Here is a 17,288-nt window from a genome sequence, read left to right on the forward strand (position 1 = left end):
TATTTGTCCGGTTCTTTCGTAACGTACAAGCGACGGGTGATCAGCCGACGGAAGGCGAGTATGTCCACGGAGAAGATGTCTGTCCAAGATCGTGTTGCGCGGGTGGTGCTCGATGTCGTCGGCGCCTTACCGACCGGCGCGCAGCGCATTCTCGGTGGCAAGCCGAAGGAGATCGACGGGCAGACTCTGCACCCCGAGATCCAGCTTGCGCTGAGATTGCTCTCAGCGGTCGAAGGTACGAGCTTCGAGCATCTTCCGGTCGAAGAGGGACGGGCTCAGATCGACGCCGAATCGCGACTGTTCGGCGGTACGCCCATCGACATCGAGACGGTACGTGACCTCGAGATCCCGGCCGGGGATCACGCGATTCCGGCTCGGCTGTATCGCCCGGCCGGAGTCTCAACGCCCGCTCCACTTTTGGTGTACTTCCACGGCGGCGGGTTCGTCCTCGGCAGCCTCGAGAGCGGCGACAGTGTGTGCCGCTTCCTGGCCCGCCACGGCGAGGTCAGTGTGTTGTCGGTGGACTACCGGTTAGCACCGGAGTTCCCGTTCCCCGCCGGGGTCGATGACGCCGTCGCCGCATTCCGGTACTGCGTCGAGCATGCCACAGAGCTGGGTGCAGATCCGAAATCCATTGCGGTAGGCGGAGACAGCGCGGGTGGGAACTTGGCTGCCGTCGTCGCGCAGTCCACGACCGAAGACGACGTCAAACCAGTATCCCAACTGCTCTTCTTCCCCTGGGTGGACCTTTCGTCGAAGCGCCCTTCGCACAAGATGTTCGGCACCGACTTCTTTCTCACCGACGCCCAACTCGACTGGTATGCAGCCCATTACCTGTCGGGCGGCGCTTCGGCTCTCGACCCGCGAGTCTCACCGCTGCTCACTCCGGACCTGGCCGGCCTACCGCCCGCGTACGTTGCCGTCGCCGGTTTCGACCCACTACGCGACGAGGGTGAGGAATACGCGAACCGGCTGCGAGAGGCCGGAGTCCCGGTTGCACTCAGGCGTCACAGTGGATTGATCCATGCCTTCGTCAACACCACCGGCGTCGGCCATACCGGTCAAGATGCGATGTTCGAGGCCTGCGGCGCTCTGCGGGTTGGACTTTCGGGCCCGCACTGAGGGCAGGGTCACGAAACGGGGAGTGCCAGATCCGCCCACTCGACCATCGCTTCGAGCACGGAGCGCAGTTCCATCCCCGTCGCGGTGAGTTCGTACTCCACTCGCGGCGGCACCTCGGCGTAGGCAGTCCGGGTCACCAGATCGAACTCCTCGAATCGCTTGAGCCTGGCGGAAAGTGTCCTGGGACTGATGCCGGGCAATGCGCGTCGTAGTTCCGTGAAGCGCATCGGGCCGTGCGTGAGCTCACGAACGATCAGCGTTGCCCACGGTCCGTCCAGAACCAGCAGAAAGCGCGCGACGCCGCACTCCGGAAGCACGTGACCTGATTCACTCATCGATTCCCCATTAGTTCACTTGAAGTAACTGGTTCCCAATCTGAACTATAGGCGTCATGACTTACACAGTGCATGGCGCCACCGGCGCACAGGGTTCTCCCGTTCTCGCGGGATTGGTCGCGGCTCTCGCCGGATCGACAGGTGCCGAAGTCCGAGCAATCACCCGCAACCCCGACCAGACGTTCGAGGGTGCGAACACCGTCGTCGCGGACAATGCGTCAGCCGACTCTCTCGCCGACGCTTATCGCGGGGTAGACGGGGTGTTCTTCCACCTGCCACTCGCCGGTGACACCGAGACGCTAGCTGGTTACGCCCACAACGTTCTGGCAGCAGCAAGAGTGACACGTCCTTCGCGGTTCGTGATCTCTACCAGCGGCACGGTGACCGGCGACGCTACTTCGCCGCTTGCCGGTCCCAACACACCCGTTCTCTCCGAGCTCGTCGACGGACTCCGCGCCGAAGGTATCGCGGTGACCGTCCTGACCCCGCGTTTGTTCCTCGAGAATCTTCTTCTGCCTACCGTGCTGTCGGGGGTGAAAGACGAAGGGGTCCTGCGTTACCCACTGCGTGCCGATCTCGCGGTCGCATGGAGTTCACATCTCGACGTCGCTGATGCAGCCGTTGCGGCCCTGACTCTCGACGTAGCACCGGACGCGGTCGACATCGGACAGATTCCGGCGATCACCGGCATCGAACTCGCCGAGGCATTCGCCGAACACTTCTCGCGCGCGGTAACTTTCGAAGCCGTGACGCCCGATGCCTTCGGTGCGTCGATTGCGCCGATCATCGGAGGGGGCGCAGCAGCCGGGGTTTCCCAGCTCTACACGGGACTCGAATCTGCCGACAGCGTCGCGTTCGACTCCGCGACGGGTTCTGCCGTTGCCTTGGGCATCGTCGCCCGCAGCACCCGGGCCTGGCTGGTAGATCTCGGAGTGAACTGACCGGAACAACGCAAACGGCCGGCTCCGCGAAGTATCGCGTGGAGCCGGCCGATTTCCGGGGTTACCGGTGCGTGCGGGTCTTCAACTGGCGGTTCAGCTGCCGACTCCCGAAGTCCAGACCGGCACCGTCACTGGTGGCCAGCACGGTGAGTCCAGCGGCGACCAGCAACGAAATAAGCACAACGCTCATGGTGAGTCACCTTTCTTCCTGTCGTGAAACGGTTTTGCGCCTCCGGGAAATGTCGACATATCCGGCACCCCACTTCAGCTGACCTCAAAGTATCTGTAACTATGGGTTACGCGCAATGTGTGGTCCCTCACCTGAAAGCGCAGGGTGATGCGCAGATCACGCTGCGTTCGACGGCGGACTTACCTGGCCAGAACCATGTTCACGAACTCGTCGGCGAGCGCGTGAGCGTCCACATCGCCGCGAGGAACCGCATCGGGCGCACTGTGCACCAGTTGCATCTGCCCCAGGTACATCGAATACGCAAGTACGCCACGATGTTCCGCTTTCTGCCTGTCCATCCCCAGATCGACCAACAACGTCACGATGTAGGTAACTCGACGCTCGGTGACACGTCGAACCGCCGCCGAAACCAAAGGATGGTCGATCCCGGCAAGCAGTTCCAACTCCGCACGGCGACCGGCCAATCCGGTCGTGACCGAATCCACCAGACGACGCAACCTCACCTCCGCCGGTTCACCAGAGGACTCGACGGAGGAGATCAGTCTCTCGGTTGCCAAAACTTCCCACCGGCCGAGCGCAGCTTGCAGCAATTCGTCGCGGTTGGCGAAGTGCCAATAAAAGGAACCCTTGGTCGATCCGAGCGTGCGCGCCACCTTTTCCACTGCAACTGCATCAGGCCCATGGCTTGTCAGAGCCTGGAAAGCTGCATCGATCCACTGGTCACGAGAGAGTCGGGCGCGGGCATTCGTCACCTCCGTACGGTACCGTATGGGTAAGTTCCATACGGCACCGTACGGAGGACGAAATGACACTCGCTTTCAAGGCAATGCCTGCACCGGACTGGGCAGAAGCCACCACGATCACCATCCCGTCTGTTCCGACCCATACATCCGAGGAGTGGGCGCAGGCAGTCTTCGACGTCAGGAATGTCCCCGCACCCGTCCTCGCGATGTTCTGGCTCAGGGAGCGGATAGTCGGACTGCTCGGCATCGCCAAGGGACGCCCCGACACCTTTGCCGTCGACAAGATCGCCGACGGCGAGGCCCTCATCGAAGCGGACGAGAAACACCTACGATTCGTCGCCTCGGTTCAGGCCGACAACGACGCCGGCCTCCTGCACGTCGTCACCGCCGTGGAGCTGAAGAACCGCGCGGGCCGAATCTACTTCGCACCCGTTCAGGTACTGCACGGCGTGATCACGCGGGCAATGATGACGTCCGCTCGAAAGCGACTGTGCACGTGATCAACCATCCGGACCGCCCTTGAGTTCGAGGCTGATCTGATCGGCATCCAGCGCGGCAAGTGCCGATCCGAGCATCCGTGCGTCGAACACGCCATCGTCACGTGCGTCGAGCAGTGCCTGACGCTGCGCGTCGATCACGTCGAGGCGGATCCTCTTCTTCGACCGACCCTCTGGCGGAACGACACTCGCAGCAGCATCTTCGAGGAGGTCGAGCAACCTGCGATGCTCGTCTAGTTCGGATTCGGTGAGGTCCTGCGCTGCCGGACCGGTCGCCACTACGACGCGCTTCAACGTTCCTCCCTGAAGGATCAACGAGCCTGCTGCCACCAGGAACGCAACCAAGATCAGGAGCGATCGACTCGGGGTGTCTTCCGGCAGAGTCTGCGCTGCAGCCAGAGTGACCGCCCCGCGCATGCCGGCCCAGATGACGATCGTGCCTTCACGCCATCCCAACGGCGCAGCAAGGTAGTAGTCGATATCGGCAACCGTCCGCCGAACCCGAACCTTGAACCTTTCCATCTGATTCGCCGAAGGTGCCCGGCGCCTGCTGCGTCGTTCGTCTGGCGGGTAATCCTCGGGATTGTCGAGGCGATTCGCGATGTCGGAGAGTCTGGGTTTCATGCGTTCACGAAAATTCGCCCGCGCTTGGAGCGCTCGCAGGAGCGGGGCCACGTACAGAGCCCGCACCAAGATCGTGAGGAACAGTGCACCCGCCGCCACGAAGACCGCCGTGGATATGCCCTCGTGGTCGACCCGGACATCGTCGACTATCGACGAGAGTTCAAGGCCCATCACCAGGAAGATCGCACCTTCGAGGACCAATTCGACTGTGCGCCAGTTCTGGGAGTCGGACAACCGGTGTCGCGGTGACAGCTTCCGAGGAGCGTCGTAGCCGGTGACGAGCCCGGCCACGACTGCAGCAACCAACCCTGACGCACCCAACTCTTCGGCGGGGATCGCCGCCAGAAACGGCACCGTGAACGAGATGACCGTGTTGACCGTCGAATCGGTGACACGGGCGCGAACCATCAGGTTGACCTTGCCGACGACAACTCCGATGACCGCGGCCACGACGACGGCAAAAGCGAACTTGCCCAACACACTCCACAGCGACACCGATGCGGCGGCCCCGGCGATGGCAGTACGCAACAGAACCAGAGCGGTGGCGTCGTTGAGCAGGCTTTCGCCTTCGAGGATCGACACCACCCGCGGCGAGACCGGGAGTTTCTTGACGATGGACGTCGCGACGGCATCCGTCGGGCTCACGATCGCACCGAGTGCAATGCCCCACCAGATACCGAGTCCTGGTATCACCCAGGAGAAGAACACACCGAGAACAAGCGCACTCACGACCACGAGCAGAACGGAAAGCCCACCGATGGCACCGAACTCACGCCGAAACTCCATCGACGGCATCGAGACCGAGGCGGAGTACAGCAGTGGCGGAAGCACGCCTGCCAGAATCCATTCCGGGTCGATGTCCACTGCTGGGACAAATGGTAAGAGGCTGACAACGATCCCGGCCATCACCAGAATCAACGGTGCTGCGACTCCGATCCGCGCTCCGAGCGTCGAGGCCGCGACGATTCCGAGCAGTCCGAGCACCACGATGATCAGAGCATCCACTGCTTCCCCCTGTACCCCCGGATTTGTGTCTGGCTCTTTCTACACCTTTGCCGGAGACGGGGGCGAGACCTGCCAGGCAACGGCGATCAGAACAACCGTGAACGCCGATGCGGGCCACAGAGCGTGAAGACCGATCCATCGGTGAACCAATGCACCGACCACCGCGCCCGCGATCAACCCGGCACACATCCCGAAGTGCTGCAGCCACGCCCACTTCGGACCGCCCAGAAAGGCTCCGGTCAGACGCTGGCCCATCTTGACCAGCGCACCGGTCATGTACGTGACGCCGATCGTCACCTCGCCGTCGCGCTGGAACACCGAGTTGACGGCTCCCATCGCCAAAGCCATCGCCGAGATCGCGCCGGGGGTGACGTCGAGGCTGCTCATCACCGAACCGATGGCCAGCAGCCCGGCTACAACCGCGAGCACCGTCACCTTGCGGGCCCGGACCGAATAGCGCTCCGTGAAGTGGGTGACGACGGTTCCCAGCGCGATTCCCAGAAGGAAGAGCACGATGATGCCGCCGGCCACCCGCGCGGTCGACCACACCCCGTCGGCAAATGCGACGCTCGCCTGCGTCATGTTGCCGCTCATGAACGAAACGAAAGGCCCACCGAGCGTGATGAATCCGAGCGCGTCGACGTAACCGGCCAACCCGGCGAGCGCTGTCGCCAGGCCGATCAGCGACCTGCTGTATCCCGTCACCCGACGAGCTCGGTTCAGCTCAGCTTGCTGGTGCGCAGCTCGTGGCCCTTGGACGTCTTGCAGCGGCCGGTCTCGAGATCCCACTGCCAGCCGTGCAGATCGCAGGTGAGGTTGGTGCCGTCGACGACACCGAACTTCGACAGGTCAGCCTTGAGGTGGGGGCAACGACGCTGAATCTCGTACCCGCCCAACTCGATAGACGCGCTGTCGTCGTGGGCCTCGGCGAACCAGCCGTCGGCGTACGCGATGCGCTCGTCGGTGAGGCACTTGAAGAACGTGTAGAGGAATTCGTTGTACCCACCGATGCGCCACGCCGTGAAGCGTGTCGACAGGAAGATGGTGTTGACCCAGTCGGGCTCGTCGTCACGCAGAACGGTGCGAACCAGTTCGGGAGCGATGCGGAAGCCGTAGCGGTACTTACCTTCTCCGTCGATGGGCTCACGAACGATCCGCTTCGGGAAGTCGAGGACGACCGTCTCCTCTCCCATCACGAGTCCGACGGGGTAGCCGATTCCGTCGCAGATCAGATCGGACTGAGCCATGATCGGCTCGAACTTGGCCTTGAGACCGTCGAGCAGCGGCTCGCCTTCGGCCGGAGCCCACGTGGCCTTCTGCGCGGCGATGACCGGTGCCATCTTCTGCGCCATCTTCTCGATGTACTCGGCCTTGTTGGAGAAGATCTTGTCGACGTCTGCGTCCGGGATGGGATGCGTCAGCGCGACCTTCTCGCTTCCGCGAAGTTCGACGGCCGAGCCGGGGATCATCAGCAGACCACGATCGTTGCCGTTGATGCGCATCTGCTCGAGGAACGTGATCTGGTCGGGGAAGATGTTTCCCTCGTCGCCGTGATCGTCGTTGAGGTAACGCAGGTCGTCGTCGAGGAAGACCGGCGGGCCGGCCGACGGGACAACCCAGGCAGCGTCGACCTGGGAGATGTAGTTGCGGCAGCGGTCCATGCCGCGCTGACGCTTCTGCTTGCCGAAGTTGCGCTTGGTGCCCTTCGGGATGTCGTAGACCATCGGGTACCAGATCGCGCCCGAGTACTGCAGCAGATGGATGTCGACCTTCCCGAAGGCGTCGGTCAGCGGGTCCAGGTCGACGGGCCTGGCGTCGTTCATGTTGAAACAGGTGGTTTCCCCGTCCGAGACGACGAGGCCCGAGTCACCGATCGGACCGTCCGCGGGAGCGCGCAGAGCGATGATCATGATGTCGAGATCGCCCTTGGGACCGCTGACGGTGTGCTTGACGGAGTCTTCCGTCTCGAAGAACTTGTGGAAGCCGAGCTTCTCGAGTTCACGCTTGAGGTCCGGCACCGGGTAATCGGGGAGCAGGACTGTGGCGTCCTTGTTGACGTGCGCGATCAGATTCTTCGGATCGAAGTGGTCCTTGTGCAGGTGCGAGACGTAGAGGTAGTCGCAGTTGCCCAGCGCGTCCCAGTCCAACTCTGTGTTGTCGGGGAACGGCACCCAGGACGCAAAATACGTCGGGGTCACCCATGGATCACACAGGATGGATCCGGCCTCGGTCTGGATGTGAAATCCTGCGTGGCCGACGCTGGTGATCTGCATTGCAACCTCCGAAATCGTACTGCTGGTCAACTCAGCATAGTCGGCGCGATCAGGGCCAAATCGCGATCGAGGAGGCGGCCGGTTGTGACGTCATGCACGTCAGAGGTCGAAAGTGGGTTGTGAATCAGACCTGCCGGTGACGCGGACAACACTCTCTGTGCTGGCGTGTTCGCCGTATTTCTTGGCGTTCGCGGGAGCTGTTTCAGCATTCCCGAAGACAGCCCCTAAGGCTAACCTAACAAGCATGACTCGACTCCTTTCTCCCTCCACGACCGATCGCGACTACTGGGCGATCGTGGACAACCTGACGCGACGCGGTTTCTTCGGCGTCGGCGCGGGCGTCGCTGCGGCCGCGTTTCTCGCCGCCTGCGGCAGCACGGAAAGTTCGACGCCCGAGAACGCGGAGACCTTCGAGTTCACGCGCGGCGACGAGAAGCTGATCATTCCGACGGACCCGCAGAACGTCGTTGCCCTCGACCCGCGGGACGGCCTCGAATTGTCGATCCTCGCCGGATACCCGGTGACCGCCTACCCGACCGGCGCAGCCGAACACCTACGCCGTGAGGTCCCGGATGCCACGGGTGTCGAGATCTTCGCCGAAGGTGCTTCCGATCCCAACTTCGAATACATCTCGACTCTCGGCGCAGACCTTCTCGTCCTCAGCGCCGGCTGGTGGGACACCGGGTCGTACGGCAACGACCGGATGCAGCAGATCGCACCGGTCCTGCCCGTCGGCAAGGACTTCACCCCGGAGTGGCGGAAGGTCATGTCGGACTTCCTCACCGGCATCGGGCGCAGCGATCGCGCCGAAGAAGTACTCGCCGAGTACGACGCCCATGTAGCTCAGGTCCGCCCGACCGTCGAACCGCTGATGGCCGGCAAGAAGGTTGCCTTCGTCGCCGCCGCGGAGGATCAGATCGCGTGGTTCCAGAACGATTTCCGCACCGCCGTCGCCGAGGACCTGGGATTCGAGGTGCTCCGTGAAGGCCCCGACCTTCGCGTGATGCTCGGATCGGAGCAGTTCAACCGTCTCGAAGAAGCCGACGTCATCTTCGCCTTGGATCGCAGCGCCTCCGGCAGCGTGTACACCTCGCCGACGTGGCAGCGTCTGCCCGCCGCGCAGGCTGGTCGAGTGATTCCCTTCGACTACTACAAGGCCGCGGGATACGCCTTGACCGCCAAGGTTCTCGTCGACGACTTGGCGGCCGGGGTCAAGCGGTAGAACCCGACCTTCGTCGACCCGACGGGGCCCCGATCATTCGGCACCGGCGGCTCGTCCTGTCACGCGGTCCCGAAACTCGCGGAACGCTTGGAAACCACCGGTGAGCGCCCGCGCCAGTTCCTCGGCGCTGTCGACCCAGACGACGTCCTCCAACTCGGAAACGTCGTCGGGCTCGTGATTGCGCTGGGGAACGAGAAACGTCGGGTCACCCTGAGGGTTGACGATCAGGAACCCAGCCGCCGCGCAGAGGTCGTAGACGAACGCGCACTCGGCAGGCGACAGCGTCGCGTGGAAGATTCCACCACTGAGTGGATCGCTCTGCTCGAGCGAGTCGAGATGAAGGTCGGAGAAGGCCCCGTCGATCGTCAATGCCCTGTCGTCACGGTCGACGATCTCGCCTCCGTACGGGCTCTCGACCACGCGCAGCCCGTGCTGATCGAGGAAAGCGGCGACCGCCGCCCGATCAACATCGAGTTGCACGTCCTTCGTCACCCGCATGAAGTGCAGCGAGAAACCCATCGATCCCCCTCGTCCATTCGCGACGCACGTGATGCGCTCGCCAGTACCTCGACAGCCGAGAAGCGTCAAAACTACCTCTCGAGTAGGGTCCGGATCGCCTCGACCACTTCGGCAGGCGCCTCTTCTGCCATGAAGTGACCTGCGGACAGCGTGCGGTGCTCGAGATCGGGCGCCCACGCTTTCCACAGGGCCTCGGCGTCGTAGCCGAGCATCGAGCCCCAGTCCTGCTGAATGACCGTGACCGGCATGTGCAGTTGGTTGCCCGCCTCCCGATCGGACTGATCGTGTTCGATGTCGATGCCTGCCGACGCCCGGTAATCGGCAACGATCGACGGCACCGCCTCCCGTGAGGCGCGCAGGTATTCCGCCCGCACGTCTACCGGAATCGCTTCGCGGTTCTGCGTCCACACGTCGAGAAAGTACTCGAAGAACGCATCGGCGCTGGCGCTGATCATCTGCTCGGGAAGACCAGGTGGCTGAGCCATGAGATAGAGATGGAACGCCACAGCAGCATTCGATCCATGCAGGATGTCCCACATATCCAGGGTGGGGAGCACGTCCAGCGAGCCGAGTTGCGTGATCACATCCGGATGATCCAGCCCCGCTCTGACGGCAACCAGTGCGCCACGATCGTGGCCGACGAGGGCAAACTTCTCGTGTCCCAATTTCCTGGCCACCTCGACGATGTCGGCAGCCATTGTTCGTTTGGAGTAGGTGTCCGGGTTTTCCTCGACCGGTTTGTCGCTGGCTCCGTATCCGCGTAGATCCGGGCAGATGACAGTGTGATCCGACGCCAAGGCAGTGGCTACGTGACGCCACATGAGGTGAGTCTGAGGGAAGCCGTGCAGGAGGACGAGTGGTGTTCCGCTTCCGCCGACCGCGACGTTGAGCCGCACTCCGTCTGCTGTGGAAATCTGCTGGTAGTCGAAGCCTGGAATGGTGATAGTCATCGGTCGCTCTCGTTAGTCGGGGTGATGGCAGGTCGGGGTGATGGCAATCAGCTTCGCCGCAGTCGATGAGCGTTCGATGAGCGCGATAGCGTGGGGAAATGCGAGACCACACATTTGAAGCCCCGGCTTTCGGAGTGCTCGGACCCGTGGTCGCGTGGAACGAGTCTTCACACCAGATCGATCTGAAGGGTCCACGACACCGAGCGGTCCTCGCTCGTCTCGTCGTCGCCCGCGGACGTGTTGTTCCCGTGGACGTGATTGTCGACGACCTCTGGGTCGATCCTCCGTCCGGCGCTACCAGCGCAATACGTACGTTCGTTTCCGCTTTGAGGCGTGCGCTCGAACCGGATCGCGCGCCGCGAAAGAAGCCGAAAGTCATTGTCACCGAAGGGCCCGGTTACGCCTTTCATGCAGCACCCGACGCGGTCGACGCTTGGGAATTCGAAAGACTGGTGCGTGAAGCCGCGGATTCGACGCCGGCAAAATCACTCGAACTGCTCCGAACCGCGCTGCAGCTGTGGAGAGGGCCGGCCTACGCGGAGTTCGCCGACGAGCCTTGGGCCCGAACGGAGCGATCACGCTTGGAGGAACTGCGTCTGGCTGCCGTCGAACGCTTGGCATCCGCGCAGCTCGATCTCGGGCGAGCTGCCGAAGCGATTCCCGATCTGGATGCCCACGTGACGGAACACCCTTGGCGTGAGGAGGGTTGGCGACTACTCGCTCTGGCGCTGTACCGGTCCGATCGTCAAGGCGATGCTCTGGCAGTCCTACGTCGCGCACGGAAGTTACTCGCCGAAGAGTTGGGCATCGACCCTGGTCCACGACTGAACGACCTCGAGTCCGACATTCTCCGCCGGGAAACCCGCCTGGATCCTGTAGGGGCAGAACAGATCTTCAGTCAGGTTTCGGCAGCGTACGACCGGACCGTAGCGCCAGGATCGAAATCGAGATTGGAGTCAACCGTCGGCCTCCTCCGAAGTTTGGCAGTTGCGGGCGGAAGCGGACTCGAGACTGCCCGAAACCAACGACTGACAATCATCGGCGCCGCTGAACAATTGGACGATGTCGAACTCACCGCGCGGATCATCGGCAATTACGACGTGCCCGGGATCTGGACGCGATCCGACGATCATCGGCAGGCTACGCAGATCGTCGAGGCCGCTCAGCGCACTCTCGATCGACTTCCGGCCGGCAACGAACCCGCTCGGGCGAGACTGTTGGCGACAATCGCACTCGAATCGCGCGGACTGCCCGGTCATCACGGTCTCGAATGTGCCCGTGCCGCAGTACAGATCGGTCGCGCTCTCGACGATCCAGGGCTCCTGGCCTTCGCTCTGAACGGATTGTTCATGCAGACGTTCTGGACTACCGGTCTGGCCTCCGAGCGCGACGACATCGGCCGTGAACTGGTCGACCTCGCCATTCGACACGGCCTGGCTACCTTCGAGATCCTCGGCCATCTGATCCGCATGCAAGCCCTCAGCGCCCTTGGGCAATTCGATGCAGCCGAGCTACATGCCGAGACGGTTGATCGATTGGCCGGACGTCACGAACGCCCATTGGCAGCGGTGTTCACCACCTGGTTTCGCGCTATGCGTACTGCCGCTGCCGGCGCGGAGGCCGCGCACTGCGAGAAGCTGTACGAAGCTGCGGCGGTCAATCTTTCCGATGCCGGCATGCCGGGTCTCGCGGACGGCATACTCCCTCTCGCAATTCTCGCCCTCCGCGTATGGCGGGGACTGCCGGCGATTTTCGACCCGACCACGCAGTGGGGCCCGTACGAACCCTGGGCCCGGCCACACCTGCTCATCGCACAGGGGCAGACGAACGAAGCAGCGAAGGCCGTCGAGGCATTGCCGGACCCGCCCGAAGACCTACTCTCCGAGGCACTGTGGTGCTTGACTGCCGCAGCGGCGACTGCAGTCGGCGACCGTCGAGTCAAGGAGCGTGCGCGAGCGGCGCTCCTACCTGCCGCCGCCGAAATAGCCGGCGCCGGAAGCGGAATGCTCGCCGTGGGACCCGTCTCGCACTACCTGGCCGAATTGGAGCAGGGCTGAACCGTCAGGTGAATGCAATCACCGTCTCACCCCACGCCTCCCGGATCTCGCGGTCGAGATCAGCGACGACCGCATCGCGTTTGTCGATCAACAGTGTCGAGCGTGTGTCGGTGTCGTAAGTGGGCCACCCCGGGTCCGCACCCAGTTCGCGATCGTCCCCGGCGTCGTAATCGCCTGCAGCTCTGGCAAAGTCCAACCACCTCGCCTGCATGCGCTCAGAGACATGACGCGCCGCGCTCAAGCCACCCAACTTGTAGGTAATGTCTCGTGCCCCGTGGTTGATGTTGCCGAAGACGTAGGCAAGTTCGGTGCCGTGGGTCGCACCGATCTTCAGCGCCTTGAGCATCGGCGGCGCGTAGTCGAAGCGATACAACCACGTCGGCGCAACCTTGCTGTGCGCCTCGGCGATCCACAACGTAGGCAGCCGGAATCCGAAGTCACGGGTCAAACCGAGACCGGCGCCCAGCTTGGACAGTCCCGAATACGCGCCTTCGATTTGAGAATGATCCGGTAGCTCGAGTCCTGGATGCTCGTCGGCGATCTCCGCGAACATCGACGTGATCACGACGGGATCGATCGGCATCAACGGCGACTTCATCATCCGGAAGAGCGAAGATTCGTCCTTGTTGGTTCCGATGATCAGCGGAATCGGGTGTGCATTGCCGTGACGGAACGCGCGCACCGGGTAGTCAGGGAGCAGATCACCGTCGACGATCGGCGCGAACGCCAAAGTGCCAGGCGTCTCCTGGGGGACGCGAGCAAACAGTTCGTCTGACGGCCCGATCAAGTCTTCGGCAGACGTGGACCGCAACAGACCCAGATCGCTTCCGCCGCTGAAGATCTCGAGAAACAGCTTCGCGACGATCTCACCACGTTCACTACCGTACACCGAAGTGGCGGGCGAACTTTCGGCAATAGCGCGATGAAACAGGCCGCGAGCGGACGGGACGGTCATCAGCGTCGTCACCGCGCCGCCACCTGCCGACTCGCCGAACAACGTCACTTTGTCGGGATCGCCACCGAAAGCCGCGATGTTGCCTTGAACCCATTGCAGCGCTGCAATCATGTCGCGGAGAGCGACATTGGGCTCGAAGGTATGTTCACTCGAATTGAAGGACGAGAAATCGACGAAGCCGAACACACCGATGCGGTAGTTGATCGAGACGACGACAACGTCGCCGTTCTCAGCCAATGTGGTTGCGTCGAAAAGTGGTTGGCTGGACGCTCCGCGGAAATACGCTCCGCCGTGAATCCAGACCATCACCGGTTTACCCGGCGCATCAGAACCGACGGGGCCCGGTGCCCACACGTTGAGGAACAGGCAGTCTTCGTCCATCGGAACGTTCTCACCGAGCGGGATCATCGCGAGTCGACTTTGCGGCTCACACGGCCCGAATTCTGTTGCGTCCTGGACCTCGGTCCATGGCTTCGGCGGAACCGGCGCGCGAAATCGCAGCGGACCGACCGGAGGTGCCGCGTAACGAATCCCCTTCCAACTCGACACCGAGCCTTCCGTCGATCCTCGAACCGGCCCGTACGTTGTCTCGACTACCGGCGCTTCGCTGGGTGTGATCGTCATTCGATTTCTCCTCGAAAACAAGTTGCTACTTCGACAGGGCTTCGACAACGTGCGAGAGTTCCAATGCTGCCAGCATCAGGAACAAAACGGTCATGATTGCTGCATTGTGGCGGATCAGAATGCTTTTGGTGGCGCTCAGTGCATCGGTCACCTTCGCCGGGGGCACGGCAGCCAATGCTGACAGCACGATCAAAGCGATGGACGCCGCTACCGCGAACAGAACGGAGTACGCGACCACTGATACCCAGCCGAGGTGCCCGCCACCGATGATCGAACCTGCCTTGAGTTCGAGCGGCAGGTTCTTCGCGTTGGGTACGGTCAACAACAGTCCCAGAACCGCAGCTTTGGCCGGTTGCATCGAGTCGATCTGTGCCAGCCACGACGGCATCGCCGGCTCGGCATCGTCTTTCGGACGGCCACGCCAACTCGAGTACGCGAGCGCCAGAAAACCGACAGTGAACACGACGGCGAACACCGTCTGGACGGTATGCGCGCTGCCGCTGGACTTCGATTCCACTCCGGTGGTCGAGAGTGCCGTCGCTGCTGTGATCGCTGTCGCGGCCAGCACGATGCTCGCGGTGTACGCGAATGCATTTGCCTTCGCCCGAGTGGACAGCAGGATCGCGATGATCGCAACCAGAGGAATCGGGCTGATGACGACGCCGGTGGCGAGTGGGATGAGCTGCGCAGTAATCGATTCCATTTCTGCGACCGTACAAGCGGCCAATCCGGCCATTGGCGAAACGTTCGGCCTCCACGACATCGCCACTCACGGTGTCACAGAAGCACGGCTGTGAGGACCACCCGGTCTTCCTCTTCGACAAGTTCGAGGGACGTTACCGTACCGGCGAGCGATTCAAGCCCGATCCCTGAGTCCCGTGCCACCGGCATCCGACCCGGCGAACTGATCCGCACTACTACCGCCCGAGCATCGGCGAGTGTCACCTCGAGGAAGACGGGCCCTCCTGCACCGTGTTTCACGGCGTTGGTCAGTCCCTCCGACAGGATCTCCACCACGCTGTCGAGCCGAGCGGAGCCGGAACCGATCACCGCCCAGACTTCGTCGTCGACGTGACTGACGACCGGAATTGCGTAGCGCCACACCGTGACAAGATCATCGATACGCTTTCGGGCATCGGAGTCAGCCGGCTGATCGGATGACGCAGACAGGTCGCTTTCCAAGCCGTCGAGAATGTGGGCAATGGTTGCCGCAACATCGACTGGGCGACCGGCAACGGCGCCCGAAGACCATGCGGCCGCTACGAGTTCGCCCTGCACCGACGAGTGCAACAACCTGGCCAGTCCACGTCGGGTGTGCATGAGCTCGGCATGAATACGAGCTGCATCGAGCGCTTGCCGGCTCAGGGCGCTGCGGAGTTGATGCTCCTCGTCCTGGCGCTGCGTATCCGCAGCCCTGATCAGACAGACGGACAGCGCAACCAACGGGTAGACGGCCATCGACGAGAGATAGAAAGTCGGGGTACGGCCGAACACCGTCAGGAGCAGCCACGTCGCGGTACTGCTGATCAACGCACTCGCGCAGTACACCGCAGAAAGAGTCGCGATCCGTCTCAGAGGGCCGTCTCCGCTGCTGACAACTCGGCGAGCGCACGCATTGCCACCGACGAAGAGCCAGAAACCGACGCCGAGCTGGACCGCCGTGAACGTCACGCCGTAAGTCGTGAGCAGGTAGACGGTCACCAGTGCCGTGTACGCGAACACCGGTACGTACAGTGGCGCCGGTTCAACACTGCGTACGACGCCGATCAGTCGATCTCTCGCCGTCAGCCGCACCGTCGGCGTCGGTGATTCGATCGGGGGAATCTCCCGGAACAGTCGATGACTCATCGGGCGAACCACGTCGTCCGAGATTCGCTTCAAGAGCGCTGCTCCTCGCACTCCCTCGAGTTCCGTTTCAGCAACCGCGTGCATGACCGTCTCGATACTGCGCTCGAGCTCTCGCCGACACTGCGCACGGGTTTGGCCGAGGCGGAATCGATCCCGGGTCTGTTGGAGTTGGACGGCGGCCCCGGCAACCTTCAAACTCCGTTGCAGCGCGAGGCGGTCACGGAGAGCGCTTACCAGTACGGCGGTCAACGACAAGAAGACAACGCTGCACACGACGTTGAGGGCCACCCGGACGAGCATCGGTCTGGGGTCGACGGGGAGTTCGAGCGCGCGGGTGATCGCGTCGAGGACGAACGGGCGGATCGCGCCGATCATTGCGAACAGGGCCAGGGCTGCGAGCTGCGATCGGTGCGCTGCAAGAACAGCCCTCGCCATCAGCAGCATCACACCGACAACGCAGTGGGTCGCGAAGGCGCCGACTGCCATCACGCCTACTTCGCGCACCCCGGTACACAGGTAGTAGTTGGCCATCACGGTCACCGCGAACGGCAGCGTCAGAATCCAGGACCACTTGGTGACGATGTTCCGATCACCGAGTCGAAGCCACCACTCGCGCGGGTTCACACCGAGTCGGTCACTTCGGGCACACCGAAATGGCGGATGAAGATACTCGCAGCAAGCACTCGCGGATTGGTGGACGAATCGTGCGTCAATCCCAGGCTCTCGAGAGTGCGCGCGATGAGCTTCTCCACACCTCGGATCGAGGACCCACGATGCGCTGCGATTGCGCTGTTCGACCAGCCGAGCGAGATGTAACGCAGAAGATCGAGCTGTGATCTGGTGAGGCTCGACAGGGCGGAGTACGGATCACTCCCGAGCGTCGGTGGCTCGGTTTCCGTCAACGCGGCCTCCACTACGCCGATCAACTGATCCGCCGACTGGACAGCCGCCTTGTCCACGAACAGCGACTTCGGCGGCACACCCGCAGAACCTGGCGCTGTCGATGCGTTGGGGTAGTTCGTCAGGAACACGATCGCGCAATGCGGGGCCTTCACGGTGACGATGTTCGCGAGATCGACGCCGTTCGGCCGCACGCCAAGGTCGATGTCCGTGACCAAGAGGTCAGGATCGAATCCGTCGAACTCCGTGAGCGCTTCGACCGCCGATCCGGCCGTATGGACCACGAACCCGGCGTGTGTGAGCGTGTCACCGACGAGCGCACGCATCAGCGGTTGGTCTTCCACCACCAACACCCGTCGCACCCACTGGCTGGTCTCCATGACCAGAGATTAACCGTTGGGAGAGTGCGTATTCGACCGAGCAGGTGGTGACGGATTCCGAGTAACACGGCAGTTATCAACCATGCGGGTTCCAAGCATTTCG

General features: G+C 62.8%; 17 protein-coding genes. 5 read left to right on the top strand and 12 right to left on the bottom strand.

The annotated features are described in order from the left end of the window. Window positions 1–60 precede the first annotated feature (60 nt). A complete protein-coding gene (locus M1L53_RS01670; RefSeq protein WP_083471231.1) occupies window positions 61–1,122 on the top strand; it encodes an alpha/beta hydrolase in 1,062 nt (353 codons plus the stop codon). Between the two features lie 8 nt (window positions 1,123–1,130). On the opposite strand, the gene M1L53_RS01675 is transcribed toward M1L53_RS01670, so the two are convergent. Next, the gene (locus M1L53_RS01675; protein ID WP_019745900.1) at window positions 1,131–1,457 is read right to left on the bottom strand and encodes a helix-turn-helix domain-containing protein; all 327 of its coding nucleotides are present in this window, start codon (window positions 1,455–1,457) and stop codon (window positions 1,131–1,133) included. 56 nt (window positions 1,458–1,513) lie between these two features. On the opposite strand from M1L53_RS01675, the gene M1L53_RS01680 reads away from it, so the two are divergent. Then, entirely contained in the window at window positions 1,514–2,398 is an 885-nt protein-coding gene (locus M1L53_RS01680) for an SDR family oxidoreductase (protein WP_054188281.1), read from the top strand. Between the two features lie 61 nt (window positions 2,399–2,459). Here the strand turns inward: M1L53_RS01680 and M1L53_RS01685 are convergent, their stop codons facing one another. Then, window positions 2,460–2,588, bottom strand: coding sequence for a hypothetical protein (locus tag M1L53_RS01685; protein WP_003943237.1), 129 nt, complete (start codon window positions 2,586–2,588; stop codon window positions 2,460–2,462). Window positions 2,589–2,767: 179 nt separating this feature from the next. After that, the gene (locus tag M1L53_RS01690) at window positions 2,768–3,340 is read right to left on the bottom strand and encodes a TetR/AcrR family transcriptional regulator (RefSeq protein WP_054188282.1); all 573 of its coding nucleotides are present in this window, start codon (window positions 3,338–3,340) and stop codon (window positions 2,768–2,770) included. A 53-nt stretch (window positions 3,341–3,393) separates the two neighbouring features. Here M1L53_RS01690 and M1L53_RS01695 point away from each other — a divergent pair, with 53 nt between their 5' ends. Further along, window positions 3,394–3,831, top strand: coding sequence for a DUF2867 domain-containing protein (locus M1L53_RS01695; protein WP_007730272.1), 438 nt, complete (start codon window positions 3,394–3,396; stop codon window positions 3,829–3,831). Here M1L53_RS01695 and M1L53_RS01700 read toward each other — a convergent pair whose 3' ends face one another. The 3 genes from M1L53_RS01700 to M1L53_RS01710 are packed head-to-tail and all read right to left on the bottom strand — an operon-like array spanning window position 3,832 to window position 7,730. Beyond that, window positions 3,832–5,457, bottom strand: coding sequence for a sodium:proton antiporter (locus M1L53_RS01700; RefSeq protein WP_003943093.1), 1,626 nt, complete (start codon window positions 5,455–5,457; stop codon window positions 3,832–3,834). 39 nt (window positions 5,458–5,496) lie between these two features. Continuing rightward, complete coding sequence (locus M1L53_RS01705) at window positions 5,497–6,162, bottom strand: YoaK family protein (RefSeq protein WP_054188283.1); 666 nt, start codon at window positions 6,160–6,162, stop codon at window positions 5,497–5,499. 14 nt (window positions 6,163–6,176) lie between these two features. Continuing rightward, entirely contained in the window at window positions 6,177–7,730 is a 1,554-nt protein-coding gene (locus M1L53_RS01710) for an MBL fold metallo-hydrolase (RefSeq protein WP_003942885.1), read from the bottom strand. A 244-nt stretch (window positions 7,731–7,974) separates the two neighbouring features. Here M1L53_RS01710 and M1L53_RS01715 point away from each other — a divergent pair, with 244 nt between their 5' ends. Beyond that, window positions 7,975–8,952 (top strand): ABC transporter substrate-binding protein, encoded by a 978-nt coding sequence (locus M1L53_RS01715; RefSeq protein WP_003942949.1) that lies wholly within the window; start codon window positions 7,975–7,977, stop codon window positions 8,950–8,952. A 33-nt stretch (window positions 8,953–8,985) separates the two neighbouring features. On the opposite strand, the gene M1L53_RS01720 is transcribed toward M1L53_RS01715, so the two are convergent. Then, window positions 8,986–9,471 (bottom strand): hypothetical protein, encoded by a 486-nt coding sequence (locus M1L53_RS01720; protein WP_042922885.1) that lies wholly within the window; start codon window positions 9,469–9,471, stop codon window positions 8,986–8,988. A gap of 71 nt (window positions 9,472–9,542) precedes the next feature. Then, window positions 9,543–10,421 carry an alpha/beta fold hydrolase gene (locus M1L53_RS01725; protein WP_003942926.1) on the bottom strand — a complete coding sequence of 293 codons (879 nt, stop codon included), beginning with the start codon at window positions 10,419–10,421 and terminating at the stop codon, window positions 9,543–9,545. A gap of 98 nt (window positions 10,422–10,519) precedes the next feature. Here M1L53_RS01725 and M1L53_RS01730 point away from each other — a divergent pair, with 98 nt between their 5' ends. Next, on the top strand, window positions 10,520–12,478 hold the full coding sequence (locus M1L53_RS01730; RefSeq protein ID WP_054188284.1) for a BTAD domain-containing putative transcriptional regulator: 1,959 nt from the start codon (window positions 10,520–10,522) through the stop codon (window positions 12,476–12,478). A 4-nt stretch (window positions 12,479–12,482) separates the two neighbouring features. Here M1L53_RS01730 and M1L53_RS01735 read toward each other — a convergent pair whose 3' ends face one another. From M1L53_RS01735 to M1L53_RS01750, 4 genes are all read right to left on the bottom strand, one after another. After that, entirely contained in the window at window positions 12,483–14,057 is a 1,575-nt protein-coding gene (locus tag M1L53_RS01735; RefSeq protein WP_030536200.1) for a carboxylesterase/lipase family protein, read from the bottom strand. Window positions 14,058–14,082: 25 nt separating this feature from the next. After that, entirely contained in the window at window positions 14,083–14,760 is a 678-nt protein-coding gene (locus M1L53_RS01740) for a GAP family protein (protein ID WP_054188372.1), read from the bottom strand. Between the two features lie 74 nt (window positions 14,761–14,834). Continuing rightward, window positions 14,835–16,529, bottom strand: coding sequence for a two-component system sensor protein (locus M1L53_RS01745; RefSeq protein ID WP_054188285.1), 1,695 nt, complete (start codon window positions 16,527–16,529; stop codon window positions 14,835–14,837). Further along, on the bottom strand, window positions 16,526–17,185 hold the full coding sequence (locus M1L53_RS01750; RefSeq protein WP_054188286.1) for a response regulator: 660 nt from the start codon (window positions 17,183–17,185) through the stop codon (window positions 16,526–16,528). The genes M1L53_RS01745 and M1L53_RS01750 overlap by 4 nt, the downstream gene beginning before the upstream one ends. Between the last annotated feature and the right edge of the window lie 103 nt (window positions 17,186–17,288).

This window comes from Rhodococcus sp. T9N, from assembly GCF_024436645.1.
In the GTDB taxonomy this organism is placed as follows: domain Bacteria; phylum Actinomycetota; class Actinomycetes; order Mycobacteriales; family Mycobacteriaceae; genus Rhodococcus_F; species Rhodococcus_F qingshengii.

Bases quoted from the DNA above. Each gene is read 5' to 3' on its own strand.
- M1L53_RS01670 (WP_083471231.1), top strand. From the start codon at position 61: ATGTCCACGGAGAAGATGTCTGTCCAAGATCGTGTTGCGCGGGTGGTG.
- M1L53_RS01675 (WP_019745900.1), bottom strand. From the start codon at position 1,457: ATGAGTGAATCAGGTCACGTGCTTCCGGAGTGCGGCGTCGCGCGCTTT.
- M1L53_RS01680 (WP_054188281.1), top strand. From the start codon at position 1,514: ATGACTTACACAGTGCATGGCGCCACCGGCGCACAGGGTTCTCCCGTT.
- M1L53_RS01685 (WP_003943237.1), bottom strand. From the start codon at position 2,588: ATGAGCGTTGTGCTTATTTCGTTGCTGGTCGCCGCTGGACTCACCGTG.
- M1L53_RS01695 (WP_007730272.1), top strand. From the start codon at position 3,394: ATGACACTCGCTTTCAAGGCAATGCCTGCACCGGACTGGGCAGAAGCC.
- M1L53_RS01710 (WP_003942885.1), bottom strand. From the start codon at position 7,730: ATGCAGATCACCAGCGTCGGCCACGCAGGATTTCACATCCAGACCGAG.
- M1L53_RS01715 (WP_003942949.1), top strand. From the start codon at position 7,975: ATGACTCGACTCCTTTCTCCCTCCACGACCGATCGCGACTACTGGGCG.
- M1L53_RS01720 (WP_042922885.1), bottom strand. From the start codon at position 9,471: ATGGGTTTCTCGCTGCACTTCATGCGGGTGACGAAGGACGTGCAACTC.
- M1L53_RS01725 (WP_003942926.1), bottom strand. From the start codon at position 10,421: ATGACTATCACCATTCCAGGCTTCGACTACCAGCAGATTTCCACAGCA.
- M1L53_RS01730 (WP_054188284.1), top strand. From the start codon at position 10,520: ATGCGAGACCACACATTTGAAGCCCCGGCTTTCGGAGTGCTCGGACCC.
- M1L53_RS01735 (WP_030536200.1), bottom strand. From the start codon at position 14,057: ATGACGATCACACCCAGCGAAGCGCCGGTAGTCGAGACAACGTACGGG.
- M1L53_RS01740 (WP_054188372.1), bottom strand. From the start codon at position 14,760: ATGGAATCGATTACTGCGCAGCTCATCCCACTCGCCACCGGCGTCGTC.
- M1L53_RS01750 (WP_054188286.1), bottom strand. From the start codon at position 17,185: ATGGAGACCAGCCAGTGGGTGCGACGGGTGTTGGTGGTGGAAGACCAA.